Consider the following 20,462-nt stretch of genomic DNA (forward strand, 5'->3'; position numbering starts at 1 on the left):
GAGGAAGTCTCATTGGCTATTGCTGCTCAAACAAAGGATAAACCTCAAAAAGCGGTCACCGGTTCAACGGTTTATCCTATTTTATTGATTATTGGTATTTGCCATATGCTCAACGACACATTGCAAGCCGTGATTCCTGCCATGTTCCCTATTTTAGAACGCTCAATGGGGCTGACCTTTACTCAATTAGGGCTAATCGCCTTTACATTAAATATGGTCTCCTCTGTCATGCAGCCTGCGATCGGGTGGTACACAGATAAACGGCCGATGCCCTATGCACTGCCTATCGCATTATTTTCAAGTGCTGTCGGCATTCTCGGCCTTGCGTTTGCGCCATCATTTGCAACCATCCTACTGTGCGTCGTCTTTATTGGACTCGGCTCTGCGATTTTCCATCCAGAGGGCTCACGGGTTGCCAACATGGCAGCTGGTCCTAGACGGGGTCTTGCTCAATCCATCTATCAAGTCGGTGGAAATACAGGTCAAGCCTTTGCTCCGCTAATCGCTGCATTCATGCTCGTCCCTCTCGGTCAGCCAGGTGTGGCTTGGTTTACGATTGTTGGAATGATTGCTGTCGGTTTCCTTCTTTATATTTCAAGATGGTACGCAGGAAGACTTCAAACCATTCGAGCACAAGCGAAAAAAGCGCCTGCAAAAGCAGCAAGATCTGAACTTCACCGCAAATCAGCGCTCACAGCACTTGGCATTATCGTCTTTCTTATTTTCGCGCGTTCTTGGTATGGAAATGCGATCTCGAATTTCTATGCGTTTTATGCGATTGAGCAATATGGTTTGACAATTAAAGAATCACAAACTTATATTTTCTTATTTCTTATATTGGGTGCGATTGGGACATTTTTAGGCGGGCCGCTTGCAGACCGCTTCGGCAAGAAAACCGTCATTTTAATTTCTTTATTAGCATCCTTTCCGCTTGCCCTACTTCTCCCATTTGCCGGACCAGTTTTTGCTTATGTTTTACTTGGACTCATTGGGATCATTCTGACCTCAAGCTTCTCTGTCACCGTGGTCTATGCCCAAGAACTATTTCCCGGGAAAATTGGCACAATGTCTGGTTTAACTGTTGGGCTTGCGTTTGGTATGGGAGCGATTGGATCCGTTGCCCTCGGCTCATTAATTGATGCAGTCGGTTTAACGCCTACCATGATTGGTGTCGCCTTTTTACCGATATTAGGCATCCTAGCCTTCTTACTGCCAAGCGATCAGACCATAGCGAAATGGAATGAATCATAAAAGGTAAAAACCGCTCAATAAATGAGCGGTTTTTTCATATCTCATAAAAATGCGTGTCCGGAACATGCTTCTTTGCAATAAACCCCTGCTGAAAGTCTGGAAAGACCTTTTGCACCTGTTTAATTTTCAGATGAATCAAATCCGCATACGGAATATACAAATGATCCACAAGAGTGTGTTCTGTCATATAGTAATACCAGTTCAGATTAAAGGTATTTTCATCAATGATCGTAAAGGCAGAAAAATGATAGAACAGCAGTGGACATTCGTCGAGATACATATCTCCTTTCACAACGGAGAGCTTATAGTTTTCAATATTCCAAATCGCTGCATTGGCACCTTTAGATGCCACCACATGGACACCCTCAAAATCATCGACCCATCTTTCAACATACCGCTGATCACCATATGTCTTTTTTTCCGTATCCATTTCTACTGTACAGTGCGCAATGCAGTTCTCTTTCCACTGCGTCACAGCCCGTTTGGCCACATCTGTGTTTCGACAGCCTACAAACCCAGTATTAAAACGGCCGGATAATTCATAAAAGTGATAGAATCGCTTGGAATTCATATGATCTGTCAAAAATACATGAGCGAGTGGATTTTCTGCAAATATCGCCTCTGGATCATGATAAAAATACAAATCCGTATCCAAATGAGCGAGATAATCTGCATCAGAGGACTCAAGAATTTTGAGTAGAAACGCAGGCTTAAGCGTCCAGCAATACTCGTGGAACGTACGATCCGCCTTTGCTTTTCGCAGCGAATCATCTTCCACATCTTCAAGCTTTTCATATTGGACATGTGGATGAGGAAACTGACTTAACACCTTGTAAGCCAAAGGATCAGCACATAAGACAGAAAGTTTGTATGATTGAGCCGTCTGCTCAAGTGAATGAATCAGCGCCAGCAGTTTAAATACATGGGTATTCGACACAATGGTTGTGAAATGATAGGATGCCATCTACAACACATCCACTTGGAACAAGTCAACATGCAGCAGCTCTTTTGTGAGCCCTTGAATGGCTTCTACCAGCACCGTGCATCCATGTTCCTGCTTGGCAAGCTGGGCCGCCTCTGACAGCTTTTTCAAAGGGAAATGCTTTGCCGTCAGCACGTCCTTTTGATCACGTTTAATGCCCACATTCCGCTCTGTGATCATATGAAGCAGCTCCAAAAAATAAGCAAGCATATCATCATATGCTGCATTCTTACGCAGCTGGCGAATGTCTTTCACGATATCATTTGTCACGGTATGAGAAAACGGACCAGAGAAAGCCAAATGAACATCAATCGAATCAATATTGTTGTACTTCTCGCACATATACAAAATGTTATATTTGATGTCATCGAATGACGTTAAATTACTTGGATGTTCCTGATGCACACTTAAAATATCCTCACGCAGCTCAAATGAGAGGCCAAGCTGATGCAGACGAATGCCTAAATCATAATCCTCAAACCCGTATCGAACGATTTTTTCATCAAACATCCCTAGTTCCATGACATGCTTTCGCTTGACGGAAGAGTTATTTGTGATAAAAAATCGCCACGGCAATTGATAAGAACTTAAATCATAGTCGTACGTGTTTAAAATGTCTTTCAGGATATCAATAAATTCGGACTGCAAGTCGAAGCTTCTCTCTAGAAATGCGCCGCTTTTCACTTCCTCCATCGACACAAGAGACGTTTTGTCTTTCATTTTCCGCTGATACAGCCCTTGTTTTTTTAATCGTTTCACATGATCTTTATCAAAACCGGTGTAAAAATAACGGTAGATTCGCTTCCAGCATACACCGCAAATGACACGGTCCTCATGATCAGCATGGGCCTCTGCGTGCTTTTGAATAAATTGGGGCTCTGCCAACATATCGCTGTCATGGAATATTAAGAGGTCTCCCTCTGCCTCACGAATGGCATGATTGCGCCCCTTGGCAATTCCTTGATTGACAGGAATACGCACCTTTTTGAATGGAAAGTTCACCTCAATGTTTTCGAGCATTTCCATCGTGCCGTCCGTTGACCCATTATCAGCAACAATGACCTCAAATGGAATATCGGTTTCCTGAAGCGTTAAGGAAAAGAGGCTCCCTTCTAAACGCTCTTTCGCATTATAACTCGGAATAATGACGCTGACCTTCGGCTTTTCATTCATGCGCCATCCTCCTCCAGTTTGGCATAGCCGTTAAACATCGGATTGACTTGTTCTACCGATTCAATCACATGACGCAGCACTTCCCGATAGGCCTCTTGGAAAAATGGCAAATCATCTCTTCCTTTTTCATGGATTTGCTGCATATCATCTTTGCTTAAGATCCGAAAACCACTGAAATGATAGCAAATGAGTGGGCTTCCATCCTCAAGCAAAATACGTCCATTCTCTTCCTGATAAGAATGCTGGCCATAATTCCAGTGACCAATATTCACACCCTTTGTTTGAATATCTTCTACTTTTTCAAACAGCATCGGCATATGATCCAAATACCCTTGATCGCCAAATTTCCCCTCTCCAGGCGCATTTTTGCATTCCTTTAGACATTCTTCTTTCCACCAGCTCAGGCACTTCCGGCCGGCTTCATCTCCTTTAAAATGCAGGAATCCTGAATTATAGCGCCCTAAAAGTTTCTGAAGCATTTTCACTTCCTCTCGATCAAAGCTTGGAATGACAATATCCCCTCTTGATAGAAGCACAGAGGCATCAGGCTGATTTTGAAAAATCACTTGTGGACGCTCATAAAAGAACAAATCCGCATCAAGATACGTCACTTCCTCCGCCTGGCCCTGCTTAAATAGCCACTCAATCCAAATCGGTTTTAATGTCCAGCAATATTCCGAATCATTTCGTTCCTTTTTGATCTCTAGAAGTTCCGGCGTTTCAAGCTCACGCACATGAACAAGATCGACATGCGGGAAATTCATTTGATGAAGCAAATCAAATGCAGCATCATCCATACATAACGTCTTGATGACAGCATCATCTTCTACTTGCTTCAACGATAAGAAAAACGCAATGGCTTGATAAAGTCTTCCACTTGATAGAACCGTACAATATATGCTGTTCATCTGTATACACCTCTATTTTTGAAAGAATTCGCGATACCATTCAATTGTCTTTTCTAACCCTTCATCAATGGAGTAATCAGGCTTCCAATCAAGCAGCTTTCTCGCCTTTTCTGCTGATAAATATTGATGCTTAATCTCATGCGTTCCTTGATTCAAAATACACGGCTTCAGTTCACTGCCCATCGCCTTTAAGATTTTATCAACGAGCTCAAGCACGGTCAGCTGAATTTCATTACTAAAGTTAAATGCTTCTCCTGCAAGCCCTTTTTCCTCCATTTTTTCAGCTAGCAGTAAATAAGCCTTGACCGCATCTTCAATATAGAAATAATCACGGATAAAGGTTCCGTCACTTCTAATTTCTGGCGCCTTTCCCTCTAACACAAGCTGGATGGTTTGCGGAATGATTCGGTTAAAATTCAAATCCCCGCCTCCATATAAATTACCGCAGCGCGTAATACAAACCGGAAGGCCATATGTGTTGTAGTACGTGTGAGAAATTAAATCTGCACAGCTTTTTGACACATCATATGGATGCTTGCCGTTAAGCGGCATGTCTTCATCATAAGGAAGCTGCTCTTGATCCCCGTATGCTTTATCACTCGATGCCACAATCACTCGTTTGATAAGCGGCTGCCTTCTGCATGCCTCCAGCACATTCCATGTTCCTAAAATATTGGCTTCAAATGTAGAGACCGGGTGACGATTTGCGACCCCAACAATCGCTTGGGCGGCCAAATGAAAGACCGTATCAATCTCATATTCTCCTAACGCACGTTCTATCGTTTGCATGTCCTCAAGTGCGCCTTGGACGACATTCATCTTTTCAAATTGACTGCCTTGATATAAGTTCGATCTTGGCACCTGATCACGTACAAGCCCTGTTACGTTTGCCCCTTGATCTATCAATTCCTTGACGAGGTAACTCCCTAACAATCCCGTACACCCAGTCACAAATACGTTTTTCCCATTCCAAAATCCGCTCATGCTGTCACCAAACCTTCCATGGTTGTTTTCCTTCAGTCCACATGCCGTTGATTTCTTTCAAGTTTTTATACGTATCAATTGCTGTCCAAAATCCGTGGTGCTCATAGACTGCAAGCTCGCCATCATTCGCCAAGTTCTGAAGAGGCTCTGCTTCGAACACACATTGATCATCATCTGTTAAATAATCAAAAACCTTTGGAGACAACACAAAAAATCCTCCATTGATCATCCCGATACTGTCTGTCTTCTCAGAGAAGGATTGTGCCATCCCGTTATACACCTTCAGCGTGCCGTACTGTGATGTCTTTTCAATTCCTGTGACAGTGGCAGCTGCTCCAAGCTCTTGATGGCGCTTGAGCAAATGAAACATATTGATATTGGCAAGTCCGTCACCGTACGTCATCATAAATGTCTCATCACCAATATAATCCTGTACCTGCTTTAACCGCCCGCCTGTCATCGTATTCTCACCCGTATCTAAAAAGGTGATTTTCCAATTCTCCGAATTCCCTAAAAGCTTCATTTCCCCTGTCGACATATCCAGCTGCATGCTGTGATGCCGCCAGTCGTAGTTGAGAAAATACTCTTTGATTTTCTCTCCTTTATATCCAAGCAATAAGATAAACTCGTCTACACCGTAATACTGATAGATTTTCATAATATGCCATAGAATAGGCCGATCTCCGATCATAGCAAGTGGTTTAGGAAGCGCTTGTGTGACCTCACTCATTCTCGTTCCCTTTCCTCCGCAGAGAATGACTGCTTTCATCTTCTCCCCTCATCTCTCTATGAAAATTTTTGATTGAAAACCCTATCTTCATGCGGAAAATCAGTACATGTACCCTTATACTTTGTCCGACATCAGGTTTTGAATCTACTCTATTCATATGTCGGAATAAGAGAGGATGCCACCTAGCATTTAACTATTTTTACAAACAAAAAAGAGCGAGATTTGCATTCTCGCTCTTTCAAAGTTTAAATTGTATATTTTCAGGGTAGATGGTATGATAAACATGTGCATATACAGCACAAACAGCCTCTTTCGATAAAGAGACTACTAGATTGAATGAACTCAAGTGGCAGCTTGCTTCATTCTTAATATGAATCACGGAGGTGAATTCCCATGGCACAAAATGTACTTTGTGAAGTGAACTCTTGCCGTTTTTGGGCTGACAACAGCTGTACAGCTTCTACCATTAAAATTGGTAAAAGCACAATGACTGACGTGACTCGCAATGCTGAAACGGATTGCGAAACATTTGAAACAAAATAATACATGATTTTCTGAGATGAAGGAACTGGCAGGTTCCTTCTTTTCTTTTATCATTCTATCAAGAATGATAATTATTATCAAGCGTTTTTCACGAAACATTTCTCGGGAAATAATGACACGATATTTCTCCATTCGTTGACGATTTTCACTCCTTTTTCTATACTCAACATATCCAAAGAAGAAAAAGTGGTGACCAATCAGTGGATTTTACGATACGTTTTCTATCATTCTATGTGGTTGAAATAGAAGGCAAAGAGGAACAAGCAAATAAACGGTTTAAACATTACCAAACATTAGACCAAGAGGAATTTGAACAAAGTGAGCTGAAAGACTTTCTAGACGGTGAGCTTAAAAAAATCGTCAAACGAAAAGTGGACAGACACCCTAAGTCTGAGCAAGTACCGACTAAAATTGGCCGATTTATTGTCGAACCCGGGCATGAACTCGATTCAAATCCAAACTACAATTTATTTCATCAGACGAGATTTGCAGATACAAAAGAAGTATTTAACGAATGCAGTGAACAATTTGTTCGCACCTATTTAGATACAAGTGCTGTCAGAGGCGGCGTGTTTTTGGTTGCATCTGCGGTTCCTAAAAAATATTTCGATGACTCTTTTGTCTTTATCATGAAATGCGATTTTGAACAGAAAGTCGCTTCTATTGCTGATACATCTACCTTGATCAAAAAAGTAGAAATGGCGATTACAACAAAAAACATGAAATCGATTCAATACCCGTTTATGCCAGAAGAGGGCATGACAGAGGAAGCCGAAGTGAAAATTCACCAATCCTCACACGCTCGTTATTTTGAAGACTTTCTGAAATTCGTCGAATACGGAGAATCGATGCCTGAAATCATGAAATCACAGGTCATGAATATGGTGCAGGAACATGTATTTGAAACATTTCAGGATGAAAGTGAAGAATTAAAACAATTTGAAGAGGACCTTGAAATATGGGAAGCAAGTGAAAAACGGGAGATTCGGGAAACACTCGATACAGAACAGGTCACACTAGCGGCTTCGCATATTGTTGAACAAACCCCTGATATCACAATGAAGATGCGTCTAGGCGAAACAGAAATTAAAGGACTTTTAGCCGACTTCGGCCACTCGATTCATATCGCAAAGGTCAACAATCGATATGTCGTGCTCGTTGAAGCAGATCAAATTGTATTTGAAAAAGGAAGCACACCTGTTGAATTCCATAAACCCAATGGATTGAAAGAGGTCGTCAGCCAACTCACGCAAAAAGCCTATGATTCAGACTTAGAATAAGAGAATATGACTGCCTCCTGCGATCAGCTGCATGAGGCAGTTTTTTATATAAAGCTTTATTTTTTACACTGCACTAGAAGAAACATGCTGCCCGCTTCTTATCCACATGCTGACGAGCATTAAGCTTATGATAAGCATCAGCCAAAAGACGCTGTTTGTTCCGAAAAACTGGATCAACGTATACCCACACAAAGGTCCTAAAGCAGCCCCCATATCTTGAACAAAAGAATAGCTGGCGAGAAAGCGGTTCTTATCTGTTTGAGCAGAAGCTTTTTGAAAGGCAAGTGTATCGGTGAACGTTGTGACAATTGTTGCCATTAGTTGAATCAAAAGCAGCATCAATAGGAACCAGCCGCTTACCTTCAACATGATCACAAGAAAACTGAGCCCTCCAAATGAAAGAAACATCCAGCATAACATTCGTTCCTTCATCACAAGACGATCAAACCATTTGCCCGTTCTCGGTGCGAGAAATGGTTCCCATCCCCACCTGAGTGCTTGAATAACACCGCTTAAAGCCGAAGCTCCGATGACAAAGCCAAACAGAGTCAATTCATCTTGGGCAATCTTTGCTTCAATGACATGACTCAGGGTGGATGCGAATAAACCTTGGATGATCAGTGCGATCAGCATGCCTGTTATCAGTACTTTTACCACATCTCGTGTAAACCACTTCTGTTTGATGCCATGATACACCTGCGTGCCTTCTCTCTTTTCAATTTCATCCAACGATACATAAAAAATGCAGCCCATTAATGTGAGTAAGCCAAAGACAAGCGTCATGGACTGAAAACCGATCAAGCTGGCAAGGATTCCCCCAAATAACATGCCAAATAAACTGCCAAGCCGGTAAAGCCCATTATAAAGACCCGTCAAATGTCCTTGTGAGCCTTCGTCCATTTCAGCTAGGACCCTCATCCCACTCATACGGAGTAACGTCCAAGCGAGACCCCATGCACAGCGGCAAATCAATAGCAGCCAAAATCCACTCATACCATATAATATCGTGGTCACTGACGCGATCAATATTGCGATCAGTACACCGGTCTTCATTGGAATATATCGATAAAGCCACCATACGACAGGTGCTAGCGGGATACGAATGAATCGGTTGATAGACAGCAGTAACCCCACCTCCCAAATGGATGATAAACCAATCTCTTTCCAATAGACCGGGAGAACAATATAGAGCATTGAATCCCCAATAAGGGCAAATGCTGTGATGAGTGCAATTGACACCACTTGCTTTTGACGACGATCCATTTTTTCTTCCCCCTTCGCTACCTTTACGATAAGGGATACCTTATAATAAATCTAATGAATGTTTTTGATTGAATCATCAAAATAATTGATAGGCGGTGCAAAGATGAATTTACATGCCCTCCGTATTTTTGCAAAGGTAGCCGAAACAAAAAGTGTCACACAAACGGCAGACGTGCTGTCTTTGACGCAGCCGGCTGTGACAGCACAATTACGAAGCATTGAACGAGAGATCGGCTTTCGTCTTTTCAAACGAAACGGCCGGGGGATTACCCTGACGGAGATGGGGAAGATCCTGTATCCATATGCCCGGCAAGTATTCGAGGCGGAAAAAGAAGTAGAATATCAGATTACTCTTCTGCAAAACGGAAAAAAAGGAAGACTCAGAATTGCTTCTACCTACGTACCACTTAACTTTTTACTGCCTGATTGGCTTGCCTCTTTTAAAACAGCATCGCCACAGACAGATATTGAATTAAAAAGCGGAAACTCCGCTCAAGTGATCGAAAGCCTGCTTCAATATCAATCAGATGTGGCGATCGCCGTAATAGAGGATCTGCACCACGAAGATCTTCACACCTCTCACTTAACTGATTTAAGTTATGACTTTATCGTGCCTGTGGATCATCCGTTAAATGGACAAACCGTCCCCCTAGAACGCCTAAGCCACGAACCCTTTTTAATGCGAGAAGAAGGCAGTTCGACGAGAGACAAGCTTTTTTCCCTTTTTACCGCTAAAGGAATTAAAAAACCGACCGTTGATTTACAATTCAGTGGTGTCCACGAAGCCATTCAAATGATCAAAGCTGGCTATGGCATCACCCTTGTTCCTCGTGACGCTGTTCAGCGAAGCTTAGAACGTGGAGAGATTGGGCGCGTGTATATCGAAGGAATTGACATTATCAGACCTGTTGTGGTCTGCAAACGGGCGAATGACCTTGAGGAAAATAGGACGGTGAATGCTTTTCTGCAAATGAAAGACATCGGACCCTTTATAGCACCTGCCTCCAATTAAAAAAGTGCCTGCTTCAAAAACAGGCACTTTTTCTACTCGGATGGCTGAACAAGATCAAATGGGACCGCTTTTGAGGCTATCACTAATTGTTCTGGTGTGATGAGGATTTCATTTCCCCATTCTCCCGCTCCAACGCCTAATATCTCTTCTTCTAATAGCGATGCTTCGATAATCGTGCGGAACCCTTCAGGCTGCCAACAAAATGGCGGAATCGAGCCAATCCGATAGCCCGTCACTTCAAGCACTGTGTCTGGTGAAGCCATTTTGATATTGCGAGAGCCTGCGGCTTTCTTTAGTTTCCCTGATTTGATGTGCTGGTCAGCACCCACCATTACAAGCAGCTGCTCCCCTTCCCCTGTTTCAAAGATCAATGTCTTGATCATTTGTCTTTCTCTAAAACCAAGAGCAGCCGCTACATTCGCTGCGCCCTTCTCTGTGTCGGCAGAAAATGTTTTGATGTCATACGGGATGCCATACTTGTCCAAAAAGTCATGTGCTGGTAATTTTTTCAATGGATTGAACCCCTTTCCTTACGATGTTCTTTCATTTAGCTTATCACAATCCTCTCATCCTTAAGATGTATTTTTCAATGGAAAACCTCTGCACACTTCGCCAACATGCTATACTGAACTTGTTTTTGAAAAGGAGTCGGTTGGATATGGGAAATAAGTTTTGGTTTTATACAGGCAGTAAAAGCCTTCTCATGCTAAGTGATATTCTATTTTTGATGACAGTCACATTGGTTATTTATCAAGATACACAATCTGTCGCCTATGCGGCTGTATTTCCGCTCATAAGAACACTATGTCAGCTATTGGCTGGGCTCCTCTCTCCTGTTTTGACAGAACTCTTTCAAGCCAAGCGTCTATTGAAATGGGTCCCTCTTTTACGTATTGGAATGCTCGTCGTATTCACGACCCAATTTGATTTCTTTCAGCAGCACCTGATCTGGCTGTTTAGTGCGTTCGTATTGATTTCCATCACAGGCGGGTTCATCAGCCCTTTATTACAGGCCATCATGCCGATGCTTGTATCAGCAAATCAGCTTGTGAAAGCGAACAGTACAGCCTCCGTTTTTTATCAATCTGTTCAAATCGCCGGCTATTCGTTTACTGGAATGCTCGTCCTGTTGATTGGTCCATTTTATTTAATGTGGGCCTCTTGTTTCATGATTGTGTTGTCCTATCTATTGATCATCCCTGTTTTTCCTCTACTCAAGCAAGAAGACACGGTTCAAAAAGAAAATAAGATGAACGGGTTCAAGGATGGCTGGAAGATCATTTGGACAAACAAAACGGTTCGCATCCTGACTTTCATGGATGTTAGTGAAAATATTGCAGGTGCTTTGTGGGTCGGACCGGTTACGCTTGCCTTTGTCACACTTGTTTTAAATGAAGGTGCGGAATGGTGGGGATATATCAATGCCGCATATTATATAGGTGCCATTATAGGCGGACTCATGGCCGCATGGCTAAGTCAGTTTATTCAAAAACAACTTCTCCTCTTTATGGCAGCGGGCTCTTTTATTTATGCAGTGCTGACGATCCTATTTTCGCTAAACAGCCTGCCATGGCTTGCATTGCTGCTCTGTATTTTAATGGGGCCTGCCTATCAAATTCGGGATGTTTCGCAGCAAACCATCCTCCAAACGGAAACGCCAGTCCATGAGTTATCAAAGGTGTATTCGGCTCAATACGTTCTCTCTTCTATGTCTGTCAGTTTATCTATTTTCTTTGTTGGATTAATTGCGGATACATTCGGAGCGAGATTTGTGTATTTGTTAGGCGGACTGTTTGTACTCATCTGCTCAAGCATTGCCATCACCACTTTCATGATGCAGAAAAAAAGAGCCGCTGTTTAAGGCAGCGACTCTTTTACTTTTCTTTTAACATCGCAAACATGTCACGCGCCATTGCTTCTAGGATATAGACAACGGGTGTCTGTGTAGTAATGTTGGCTCTATGGACTCGTTCGTCTGTAACGTAATAAGCAATATTTAAGTCAGAAATACGAGAAATTGTACAGTGCTGATTGTTTGTAATACTAATGATCGTGCTGCCTTCTCTTTTTAGTTTCGAAATATGATCAATCGTAATACTGTTCTCTCCTGATACCGACAGCACAATGGTGACACTATTGTCTAAATACTGCATATTCATCGGGAAAAACGGATCGTTGATGTAAAACGAAAATTTCTCCAGACTTGAAAAGTACCTTGCCCCATACTGCGCCAAAATACCAGAACTGCCCGTCCCAATAAACAGCACATTCTTTGCATCCGCAATGAGCTTCGCTGCCTCTTTAATCTTTTCCTCAAAATCTCCTTTAAGTGTCCGTTCGATAAATTCATACAGGAAATGCTGCGTGCTTTTCAAAGAAGGTGTTTGTTCTGCTTCTAAATACATTTTGAGCTTCACCTTAAATTCTGAAAAGCCTTCACAATTCACTTTTCGACAAAAGCGAAGGACAGATGAGGTCGATATATGTGCGGCATCTGCCAAATCACGAATTCTCATATAGACGACTTTTTCACTGTTTTCCATAATGTATCGGTATAAAGCGCTTTCTAGTTCATTAAAGCTGGAAATGACCTCACTTGAAAACATCTGACTTCCCCTTTCTCCAACAACATGACACAACACGTTTCTTTTATGTAACAAATCTCTAAATAGGGCACCCTTGCCTAAAGACGCTGAAACCGTTTACGCACAAGGTACTCTCACGATAAGCTATAGATGTACAAACAAATGATAAAAGATTGATTCACTCTATTATAACATTGTGCGTTACATTATTCGGAGGTGCAGAACATGGCAAAAGGATTAAAGGTTGTCACAATCGGCGGAGGATCAAGCTATACACCAGAACTTGTCGAAGGATTCATTAAACGGTACGAGGAATTTCCAATTAGCGAACTTTGGCTCGTCGATATCGAAGCAGGTAAAGAAAAGCTTGAGATCGTCGGAAATCTTGCAAAACGCATGGTGAAAAAAGCGGGACTTCCAATCGAGGTTCATTTAACTTTAGATCGCCGGAAAGCACTGGTAGACGCTGATTTCGTCACAACACAATTCCGCGTCGGATTACTGGAAGCACGTATGAAGGATGAACGTATTCCTTTAAAATATGATGTCATTGGTCAAGAAACAAACGGTCCAGGCGGTCTATTCAAGGGTCTGCGCACCATCCCTGTCATTCTTGAGATTGTGAAAGATATTGAAGAATTATGCCCGGATGCTTGGCTTGTGAATTTCACAAATCCAGCTGGTATGGTCACAGAAGCCGTACTTCGCTATTCAAACCACCGCAAAGTCGTCGGCTTATGTAACGTACCAATCGGCATTCGCATGGGCATCGCCAAAGGACTTGATGTCGACGCAAGCAGAGTCGAAGTCAGCTTTGCTGGATTAAACCATATGGTCTTTGGACTGAATGTGTTCTTAGATGGCAAAAGCATCATGGATCAAGTGATCGAAGACATGGCAGATCCAAACTCCACCATGTCCATGAACAACATTCAAGCGATTCCGTGGGATGCAGATTTCTTAAAAGGGCTTGGTGTGATTCCTTGTCCATACCACCGCTACTATTACAAAACAAGTGATATGCTGGCTGAAGAGAAGAAAGCAGCAGAAAATGAAGGAACTCGTGCAGAAGTCGTCCGTGCACTAGAAAATGACCTGTTCGAACTTTACAAAGATCCTGATCTTGATATTAAGCCGCCACAGCTTGAAAAACGAGGCGGTGCTTATTACAGTGATGCAGCATGTAACTTAATCGCATCCATTTATAACGACAAGCACGACATTCAGCCTGTAAACACAATCAACAATGGCGCCATCAGTGACATTCCAAATGATTCTGCCGTTGAACTGAACTGTGTCATCACAAAAGACGGCCCAAAACCAATCGCTGTTGGTGAAATGCCGGTTGCTGTCAAAGGACTTATTTCTCAAATTAAATCCTTTGAACGTGTAGCCGCTGAAGCAGCTGTAACAGGTGACTACAACACAGCCCTTGTCGCCATGACCATCAATCCGCTCGTCCCATCAGATGCCATTGCAAAAAGCATCCTAGATGAAATGCTAGAAGCACACAAAGACTACTTACCACAGTTTTTCAATAAAGTAGAAGCATAAAAAGAAGCCGCACTTGTCAAAAGTGCGGTTTTTCTTATTTCCCGGCAAACAACCGATCCATCTGAGCACGGTCATAGTCTAATAGCCAGTGCTGTAAACCTTCATAAACTGGACGCAGATGTTCTGGATCTGCCGCAATAAGATCACAGCCTCGATCATCATATAAGTGGAAAATCATCTGTTTTGAAAGATTGATGAGATAATTGTCATAACCTAGCTTTCCTTTCAAGATTTGATTCGGTTTGCAAAAATCCTCTTGGCATATGGCTTGTAATAGCGTGCGCAATCGAATATCTTGCAGCTGACACTTGAGTGTAAATCTCTCTATTTTCATTGTTTCTTCTTGTTTTGGTTGTACATAAGTCAAACGCTCGTGACGTAATCGGTGACGCACTTGCCGGTCGGCATATTTTTGATAAACTAGGAGCTTTTGCTTCGTTAATTCATGTTCATGCTGCGTATAGACATCCGTGACAAGTAGAATATCGTCTTCTGGATCAAAAGCATATCTGACAATTTTTAAAGCCCGATCGCCTGCTTTTTCTAATATAACCGATTCTTCTCCTAATGACCAATCTGCCACTTCAAAGCGAAGACCAAAAGGCCACCCATAAAAAAGAGACGGCGTGAGGACAAGATCAGGAAAATGACTTTTTAAAAAACGATTGGTTTGATCGCTCATCTCATGTCCTTCCATTGGTTTTATTTCTTATTTTACCGTTGAAACTGATGGAAATTCAATTGGAAATAAACTGTCATTTCTTATATAATAGAAAGAGATGGAGGTGTGACCAATTGAAAAAATGGTTTTTACAGGTGTTCCTCACCGCATTGATCACGATGTGGATACAGACTGGACTTGATCAGGCGAACATCATTCATATCACCAATGTATGGGTCGATGTCAGCAGCTGGATCCTAATCTTCTTTGTCATCTACGCACTTTTTGAATGGACTGCTCACGTCTTAGCAAAACGGAAAATCGCTCATCGCTGAACATCTCTTTTTACAGAGATGTTTTTTGTTGAAACTCTTCCTGCACAAGTTCATGAATCACGCCCATTCCTGCCTGACTTCCGGCTGCTGCTGCAAGAACAAGCTGAGCAGGTCCGCCTAAATTATCACCACATGCAAAAATACCGCTGACGGTTGTACGCCCAAGAATATCTGTTTCAATGCCCCCATTTTTCGTCATTTGACAGCCTAGTTTTTCAGCAAAAGGGGTTGACTGCTTGAAATCACTTGCGACAAATCCGCCTTCTCTTATCACTATCTCTCCATTTGCAAGCTGAAGAGAGCGCAGCTGTCCATTGTCATGATGGATCGCTACAATTGGCACATCAATAACTTGAATAGAATGTGCTGATAACAGTGCTTTCTCCTCTTCAACTAACACTTGCTGTCCATTTGTAAACACAATCAAATCCTGTGTCCAATTCGAAAGGAGTTTCGCCATATGCAAAGCGCGCTGGTTCTCTGCAATCAGGGCAAGTGGCTTGTCTTTCAGCTCCCAGCCATCGCAGAAAGGACAGCTAAACAACGTCTTTCCATACACTTCATGAATCCCCTTCATTTCTGGCAGTATATCCTGAAGTCCTGTTGCCAATATGATTTTCTTCGCTTCGAATCTTTCTCCTTCTTGTGTCAGTAATGCGAAGTTGTCCTCATGATTTTGTATCTCCACAATTCTGCTTCGTTTGATTTGGATATTGGGGTAGTTTTGAAGATCCGCTTCTCCCGCTTGTCTGATCTCAAACGGTGTCATTCCATCGTTTGTAATAAATCCATGTGATTCCTGAGTCACTCGATTTCTTGGCATCTCATCATCGAATACCATGACCTGTTTTCTGCCCCGCCCCACAACAAGAGCTGCATTTAATCCGGCTGGCCCGCCTCCAATAATGGCACAATCTAATAACATGTACATCTCTCCTTTTCTTTCAAGACTTTGTAGACTCTTAATATCTATAATTAGTTCAAAAAAATCACATCTTAAAAAATGGATTTTTTTCTGTCTGCTCTATTTGACTTGCAATATCAACTAACCGCTTTTGACTTAACGTCTCCTGCATTTTCGTTTCAACATCCTGCATGACTTGTTCAATCAAACAGCCATCGTGAGGCATGAAAGAATCATGTGCTAAGGAACAACGAAATAAATGGGTTTGTCCTTCTACCGCCTGAATGACGTCTAAAAACGAAATGTCCTCCTTCTTTTTCAGAATGGTGTAACCACCTTTTGCGCCAGGTGTTGATTCAATCAATCCCGCCTTCACAAGCTTTGTTAAAATTTTAGATAAATAGGTAGGTGAAAGATCTTGCATCTTGGCGAGAGGCTCAACGCCTATTGCTTTCCCCTTTGGTGCAAGGGTTAAAAATACCATCGTATGAAGCGCATAGTTGGTCGCTTTAGAATATTTCATCGAAACATTCCTTTCTATCTATTGTAGACCTTTTATATCTGTAATTGATCATAAAAGATTCAAGATGAAAAAGCAAGTATTGTCGATCTGCTTCTTTTTTCATTCCACATTTCGCATTTCCTTCCGATAATAGAAGTAAGCACGAATAAAGCTTGATGAAGACTAGAAGGAGTGAAAAAAATGTCAGATCAACAGCACAATGCAGCACACGAAGAAGAAGAGGAATTTAACGTATATGACATGCTTCCACCCGCAGGAACAATCATTGGCGAAGCAACAGAAGAAGAAATGGAAGCTGCGGCAGCATTAGAAGTGAGACATTACGCCTTTATGCGTCTGCAAGACTCGTACATTCAATTTGATGGATCTTCTTATAAAGAATTGCTTAAAGACTTTCAAGAACTAGAATTTGATTCTGCAAAGTTTTGGAGAGCCATCGCACGACGCCTGCAAGTCCCATACGAATGGCCAATCCGAATCGACCATGCAAACGGTCCTATTTATATTGGTGAAACAGAAGATAGCCGTGATGTTGAGGAGAGTGCAGAGTAAAGGAATTGGTGACCCCCTTTTGGTGAGGGGGTCTATTTTTAAAATGATAGATCTTATTCCTCTAAATCAAATTCCAATGCGATTGATATATTAAAGGCAATGTGGGGCATTTCATCTATTTCTGATTGATTCAAATGCTTCGCAAAACGACGTGCATGCTCGACAACATCAGTATGCTGCTTAATCAATTCGTCATTCATTATAAAGATCGTATTGATTGCCCAGCCAGCAGTCGTTAACATTTCTTCGTTCTGAAGGCTGTCCATATACGTTTCCACCTCAGAAAAAATCCACTTGATATCATCAATTTGTTCCACTTGGAAATTCGCGATTTTTGAAAGTTGCTCAGGGTCTTTGGTTAAAAAGATATCTTTCACTTCTTCTTTTGATAATGGTTTATTCTGTTTTTCATATTCAGCCTGCCACTCTTCATCCGACATTTCATCTTCTTCACTATCCTCTGCGGTATAATGCCCCGCAATCAATTCATCAAACGAATCCGCTAATTTAAAATCCGTCTCATATTCCAGATCAAAGTAATGAACCGGCGGATGTTCCTTTGTTTCTCTATAATCCAATGCAATCCATGTATGACCATCCCCACAAATAGGCACAATTCCCTCAGGCAATTCCCATTCTTCTATTAAATAATCACTATCCATAATACCTTCGCCTTTGGCAATTCCTCTTAAATGATCAAATGACACATGATCCTCTGCCCATCCATTCGGCTGGTCTGTTGGAAAAGCATTATGCAAGGTATAACCGCCATTTTGTTCGAGGATAAGCTTCTTATATGTATCAGGCAAGATGACGCCTAGTTTCTTTTCTGCTTTTGCAATGCCTTTTTCATTGATTTTCTTAAATGTCTCTTCACTTTCTCTGTCTGTATCCCAAAATGGTTTCAAATAAAATACCTCCAATTGTTATTTCTATCTCATTTTACCATTTGATAGAACTAGTTTAATAGTCCTATTCATAAAAAAAGAGAAGGGTTACCCCTCCTCTTTTTGATTATGATTGTTCCTGATTTCTCGCCTCAAATTCATCCAACATCTCACGCACTTCATCTGTTGACGATGTATTCATTAATTGATTTCTTAAGAAACTCGCTCCTCTGAACCCTTTCACATAAATCTTAAAGAAACGATGCAACGCCTTAAATGGACGCAAGCCTAATGAGGAATATTGATCATGAAGATCAAGATGCAATCTTAAAAGACCAAGCAATTCATCACTCGTATGCTCCTTCGGCTCTTTTTCAAAAGCAAATGGGTTATGAAAAATCCCACGTCCAATCATCACTCCGTCCACTCCATACTGCTCAGCGAGCTTTAAGCCCGTTTGACGATCAGGAATATCACCATTGATCGTCAAAAGCGTATCAGGTGCTATTTCATCACGTAGTTTTTTAATTTCAGGAATGAGCTCCCAATGCGCATCTACTTGGCTCATTTCCTTTCTTGTACGAAGATGAATCGATAAATTCACAATGTCTTGCTCCAAAATGTGTCTGAGCCAACTACGCCATTCATCGACCTCTGTAAACCCTAGTCTTGTTTTCACACTAACAGGTAATCCCCCTGCTTTTGCCGCTTGAATCAGCTCTGCCGCAACGTCTGGGCGAAGAATCAATCCACTACCCTTCCCGTTTTGCGTGACATTTGGGACAGGACAGCCCATATTAATATCAAGCCCCTGAAATCCTAACTCCGCCATTCCAATACTCATTTGTCTGAAGTTCTCAGGCTTATCTCCCCAAATATGAGCAACAATCGGCTGCTCATCCTCTGTAAATGTTAAACGGCCTTTCACACTTTGAATGCCATCAGGGTGGCAGTAGCTCTCACTGTTCGTAAACTCTGTGAAAAACACATCCGGTCTCGCCGCCTCACTCACAACATGACGAAACACAACATCTGTCACTTCTTCCATTGGTGCTAATATAAAGAATGGCCGTGGTAAATCACGCCAGAAATTTTTACTCATCTTTCATCCAATTCCTCTCATGACATAGCACCTAAAGGGCATGTCCTTCTATAAAATATCATTATATACTTTAGTAAGAAGCCAACGCAAACGTTCATTCTTGGTGTTAAAAACCTTATTATAACAGGCCTTGATCATAATCAACTATGACCAATAATTGCAAATCATTTTGCAGTTAAAAGTATTCTTTTGGGTAATATTATGTTTTTTTTATAAGCGACAATGCAAAAGAAGCGTAAAACAAACGTTAACAAAATACGATCAGCACTATATAAAATATCAAAAATTTCAGAAGGCGTAAACGTTGTTCAAAAAGGAAACTTTCGGGAATCGTGTTATACAACGTGCTGTCAATAAAGCACATGGCAAGCTTGTGAGAACGTACACCTTTTCAAACTGTTCCACTTGTTATTTGAACAACTAGTCTTTATCACCTAAGCAAATCGGTTCAACTTCATGAAATTAAGTATTTATTCCCCAATCATTCTCCGTATAATGGTAAAATCTCTATTGATTGCGACCAAGCATTAAAGGAGAATACCATGAAAACGTTAGATGTTAAAACTTTGCACCATGCAATTGATCAAACACTGACACAGTTAAAACAACAATCACTACATATCAAATCCCTTGAAAGCCAAATCAATCGAATCATTTCATTGGATGGCGCACTAAAGGGGGAAGCTGGAGAAGCGATTCGAGCGTTTTACTCAGAGTGCCATATCCCTTTCTTGCAATTCTTTCAAGTCACGATTGGAGAATACACCTCCGTACTCCAAAAGGTACAGAATGCACTTCACGCATTTAAATCAAATGAAAATGGCTTTATCTCACAAGCATTTCTCGAGCATGAGCTTGATCAAGGTTTAAAAAATGCCGAAACAGCTGTATCTGATATCATGTCAGATGTGAGCAGTGCCATCGGCAAAGTCAGCCATATTATTCATTTACCAATTGTGGACGAGTCTGCTTTTCAAGTCAGTTACCAAAAAGCCTGGATGAACATCTCAAAAACCATCGGTACGCTCCATGCCTTTGACAGAGAACAAGCCAGTGCTTTGAATGAAACCAAGAACTCCATACAAACAATGAAAGAATACATAGACACTCTAGGCACAATGTTCACTGGTGCAAAAATCGGGATCACCACCTATCAAAAAGGGTCCATTCTCAAAGATAAGGAAGACAAAAAGATCAGCAGTAACCTAAACGAATTGAATAAAAAAATAGACA

The 20,462-nt window shown here is 41.7% G+C and carries 22 protein-coding genes; 9 read left to right on the plus strand and 13 right to left on the minus strand.

Annotated features, from left to right (window positions below):
- Positions 1-12: 12 nt before the first annotated feature.
- Positions 13-1,251 (plus strand): MFS transporter, encoded by a 1,239-nt coding sequence (locus tag ACTJKA_RS18735; protein WP_099496376.1) that lies wholly within the window; start codon positions 13-15, stop codon positions 1,249-1,251.
- A gap of 34 nt (positions 1,252-1,285) precedes the next feature.
- On the opposite strand, the gene ACTJKA_RS18740 is transcribed toward ACTJKA_RS18735, so the two are convergent.
- The 5 genes from ACTJKA_RS18740 to rfbF are packed head-to-tail and all read right to left on the minus strand — an operon-like array spanning position 1,286 to position 6,067.
- The gene (locus tag ACTJKA_RS18740) at positions 1,286-2,215 is read right to left on the minus strand and encodes a putative nucleotide-diphospho-sugar transferase (protein ID WP_025206895.1); all 930 of its coding nucleotides are present in this window, start codon (positions 2,213-2,215) and stop codon (positions 1,286-1,288) included.
- A complete protein-coding gene (locus tag ACTJKA_RS18745; protein ID WP_060832149.1) occupies positions 2,216-3,406 on the minus strand; it encodes a glycosyltransferase family 2 protein in 1,191 nt (396 codons plus the stop codon). It abuts the gene before it with no gap.
- Positions 3,403-4,314: a putative nucleotide-diphospho-sugar transferase gene (locus tag ACTJKA_RS18750; RefSeq protein WP_058214226.1), complete on the minus strand. Its 912-nt coding sequence runs from the start codon at positions 4,312-4,314 to the stop codon at positions 3,403-3,405. Before ACTJKA_RS18750 ends, ACTJKA_RS18745 begins: the two co-directional genes overlap by 4 nt.
- A gap of 12 nt (positions 4,315-4,326) precedes the next feature.
- Entirely contained in the window at positions 4,327-5,298 is a 972-nt protein-coding gene (locus ACTJKA_RS18755; protein ID WP_017360423.1) for a GDP-mannose 4,6-dehydratase, read from the minus strand.
- A 4-nt stretch (positions 5,299-5,302) separates the two neighbouring features.
- Positions 5,303-6,067: a glucose-1-phosphate cytidylyltransferase gene (rfbF, locus tag ACTJKA_RS18760; RefSeq protein WP_017360424.1), complete on the minus strand. Its 765-nt coding sequence runs from the start codon at positions 6,065-6,067 to the stop codon at positions 5,303-5,305.
- 354 nt (positions 6,068-6,421) lie between these two features.
- Between rfbF and ACTJKA_RS18765 the strand changes: the two genes are divergently transcribed.
- Positions 6,422-6,571, plus strand: a complete 150-nt coding sequence (locus ACTJKA_RS18765; protein ID WP_008344201.1) for a DUF1540 domain-containing protein — start codon at positions 6,422-6,424, stop codon at positions 6,569-6,571.
- A gap of 200 nt (positions 6,572-6,771) precedes the next feature.
- Positions 6,772-7,851, plus strand: a complete 1,080-nt coding sequence (locus ACTJKA_RS18770) for a DUF3900 domain-containing protein (RefSeq protein ID WP_017360425.1) — start codon at positions 6,772-6,774, stop codon at positions 7,849-7,851.
- Positions 7,852-7,914: 63 nt separating this feature from the next.
- On the opposite strand, the gene ACTJKA_RS18775 is transcribed toward ACTJKA_RS18770, so the two are convergent.
- On the minus strand, positions 7,915-9,114 hold the full coding sequence (locus ACTJKA_RS18775; RefSeq protein WP_035391404.1) for an MFS transporter: 1,200 nt from the start codon (positions 9,112-9,114) through the stop codon (positions 7,915-7,917).
- 103 nt (positions 9,115-9,217) lie between these two features.
- Between ACTJKA_RS18775 and ACTJKA_RS18780 the strand changes: the two genes are divergently transcribed.
- Positions 9,218-10,126: a LysR family transcriptional regulator gene (locus ACTJKA_RS18780; protein ID WP_025206891.1), complete on the plus strand. Its 909-nt coding sequence runs from the start codon at positions 9,218-9,220 to the stop codon at positions 10,124-10,126.
- Between the two features lie 32 nt (positions 10,127-10,158).
- On the opposite strand, the gene ACTJKA_RS18785 is transcribed toward ACTJKA_RS18780, so the two are convergent.
- Positions 10,159-10,638: an aminoacyl-tRNA deacylase gene (locus ACTJKA_RS18785; protein ID WP_025206890.1), complete on the minus strand. Its 480-nt coding sequence runs from the start codon at positions 10,636-10,638 to the stop codon at positions 10,159-10,161.
- Positions 10,639-10,784: 146 nt separating this feature from the next.
- On the opposite strand from ACTJKA_RS18785, the gene ACTJKA_RS18790 reads away from it, so the two are divergent.
- Positions 10,785-11,987, plus strand: a complete 1,203-nt coding sequence (locus tag ACTJKA_RS18790; protein ID WP_025206889.1) for an MFS transporter — start codon at positions 10,785-10,787, stop codon at positions 11,985-11,987.
- 13 nt (positions 11,988-12,000) lie between these two features.
- On the opposite strand, the gene ACTJKA_RS18795 is transcribed toward ACTJKA_RS18790, so the two are convergent.
- Positions 12,001-12,732, minus strand: coding sequence for a MurR/RpiR family transcriptional regulator (locus ACTJKA_RS18795; protein WP_017366780.1), 732 nt, complete (start codon positions 12,730-12,732; stop codon positions 12,001-12,003).
- Positions 12,733-12,936: 204 nt separating this feature from the next.
- Here ACTJKA_RS18795 and ACTJKA_RS18800 point away from each other — a divergent pair, with 204 nt between their 5' ends.
- Positions 12,937-14,265, plus strand: a complete 1,329-nt coding sequence (locus ACTJKA_RS18800) for a 6-phospho-beta-glucosidase (RefSeq protein WP_017366779.1) — start codon at positions 12,937-12,939, stop codon at positions 14,263-14,265.
- Positions 14,266-14,299: 34 nt separating this feature from the next.
- Here ACTJKA_RS18800 and ACTJKA_RS18805 read toward each other — a convergent pair whose 3' ends face one another.
- Positions 14,300-14,947 (minus strand): DUF3885 domain-containing protein, encoded by a 648-nt coding sequence (locus tag ACTJKA_RS18805; RefSeq protein ID WP_345912142.1) that lies wholly within the window; start codon positions 14,945-14,947, stop codon positions 14,300-14,302.
- 113 nt (positions 14,948-15,060) lie between these two features.
- Here ACTJKA_RS18805 and ACTJKA_RS18810 point away from each other — a divergent pair, with 113 nt between their 5' ends.
- A complete protein-coding gene (locus ACTJKA_RS18810) occupies positions 15,061-15,261 on the plus strand; it encodes a hypothetical protein (protein ID WP_025206887.1) in 201 nt (66 codons plus the stop codon).
- A 10-nt stretch (positions 15,262-15,271) separates the two neighbouring features.
- Here the strand turns inward: ACTJKA_RS18810 and ACTJKA_RS18815 are convergent, their stop codons facing one another.
- Both ACTJKA_RS18815 and ACTJKA_RS18820 read right to left on the minus strand, forming a co-directional pair.
- The gene (locus ACTJKA_RS18815) at positions 15,272-16,186 is read right to left on the minus strand and encodes an NAD(P)/FAD-dependent oxidoreductase (protein ID WP_336750326.1); all 915 of its coding nucleotides are present in this window, start codon (positions 16,184-16,186) and stop codon (positions 15,272-15,274) included.
- A gap of 64 nt (positions 16,187-16,250) precedes the next feature.
- Positions 16,251-16,688: an Rrf2 family transcriptional regulator gene (locus ACTJKA_RS18820; RefSeq protein ID WP_336750325.1), complete on the minus strand. Its 438-nt coding sequence runs from the start codon at positions 16,686-16,688 to the stop codon at positions 16,251-16,253.
- A 180-nt stretch (positions 16,689-16,868) separates the two neighbouring features.
- Here ACTJKA_RS18820 and ACTJKA_RS18825 point away from each other — a divergent pair, with 180 nt between their 5' ends.
- Positions 16,869-17,240 carry a hypothetical protein gene (locus tag ACTJKA_RS18825; RefSeq protein ID WP_007496834.1) on the plus strand — a complete coding sequence of 124 codons (372 nt, stop codon included), beginning with the start codon at positions 16,869-16,871 and terminating at the stop codon, positions 17,238-17,240.
- A 53-nt stretch (positions 17,241-17,293) separates the two neighbouring features.
- On the opposite strand, the gene ACTJKA_RS18830 is transcribed toward ACTJKA_RS18825, so the two are convergent.
- Both ACTJKA_RS18830 and ACTJKA_RS18835 read right to left on the minus strand, forming a co-directional pair.
- Positions 17,294-18,148: an SMI1/KNR4 family protein gene (locus ACTJKA_RS18830; protein WP_058214234.1), complete on the minus strand. Its 855-nt coding sequence runs from the start codon at positions 18,146-18,148 to the stop codon at positions 17,294-17,296.
- A gap of 106 nt (positions 18,149-18,254) precedes the next feature.
- Positions 18,255-19,229, minus strand: coding sequence for a tRNA dihydrouridine synthase (locus ACTJKA_RS18835; RefSeq protein WP_035703581.1), 975 nt, complete (start codon positions 19,227-19,229; stop codon positions 18,255-18,257).
- 542 nt (positions 19,230-19,771) lie between these two features.
- On the opposite strand from ACTJKA_RS18835, the gene ACTJKA_RS18840 reads away from it, so the two are divergent.
- A partial coding sequence (locus tag ACTJKA_RS18840) for a ribonuclease YeeF family protein (RefSeq protein WP_440607896.1) occupies positions 19,772-20,462 on the plus strand: 691 nt, incomplete at its 3' end.

Origin of the sequence: Bacillus sp. 22190 (genome assembly GCF_052045575.1) — a bacterium.
GTDB lineage: Bacteria > Bacillota > Bacilli > Bacillales > Bacillaceae > Bacillus > Bacillus altitudinis.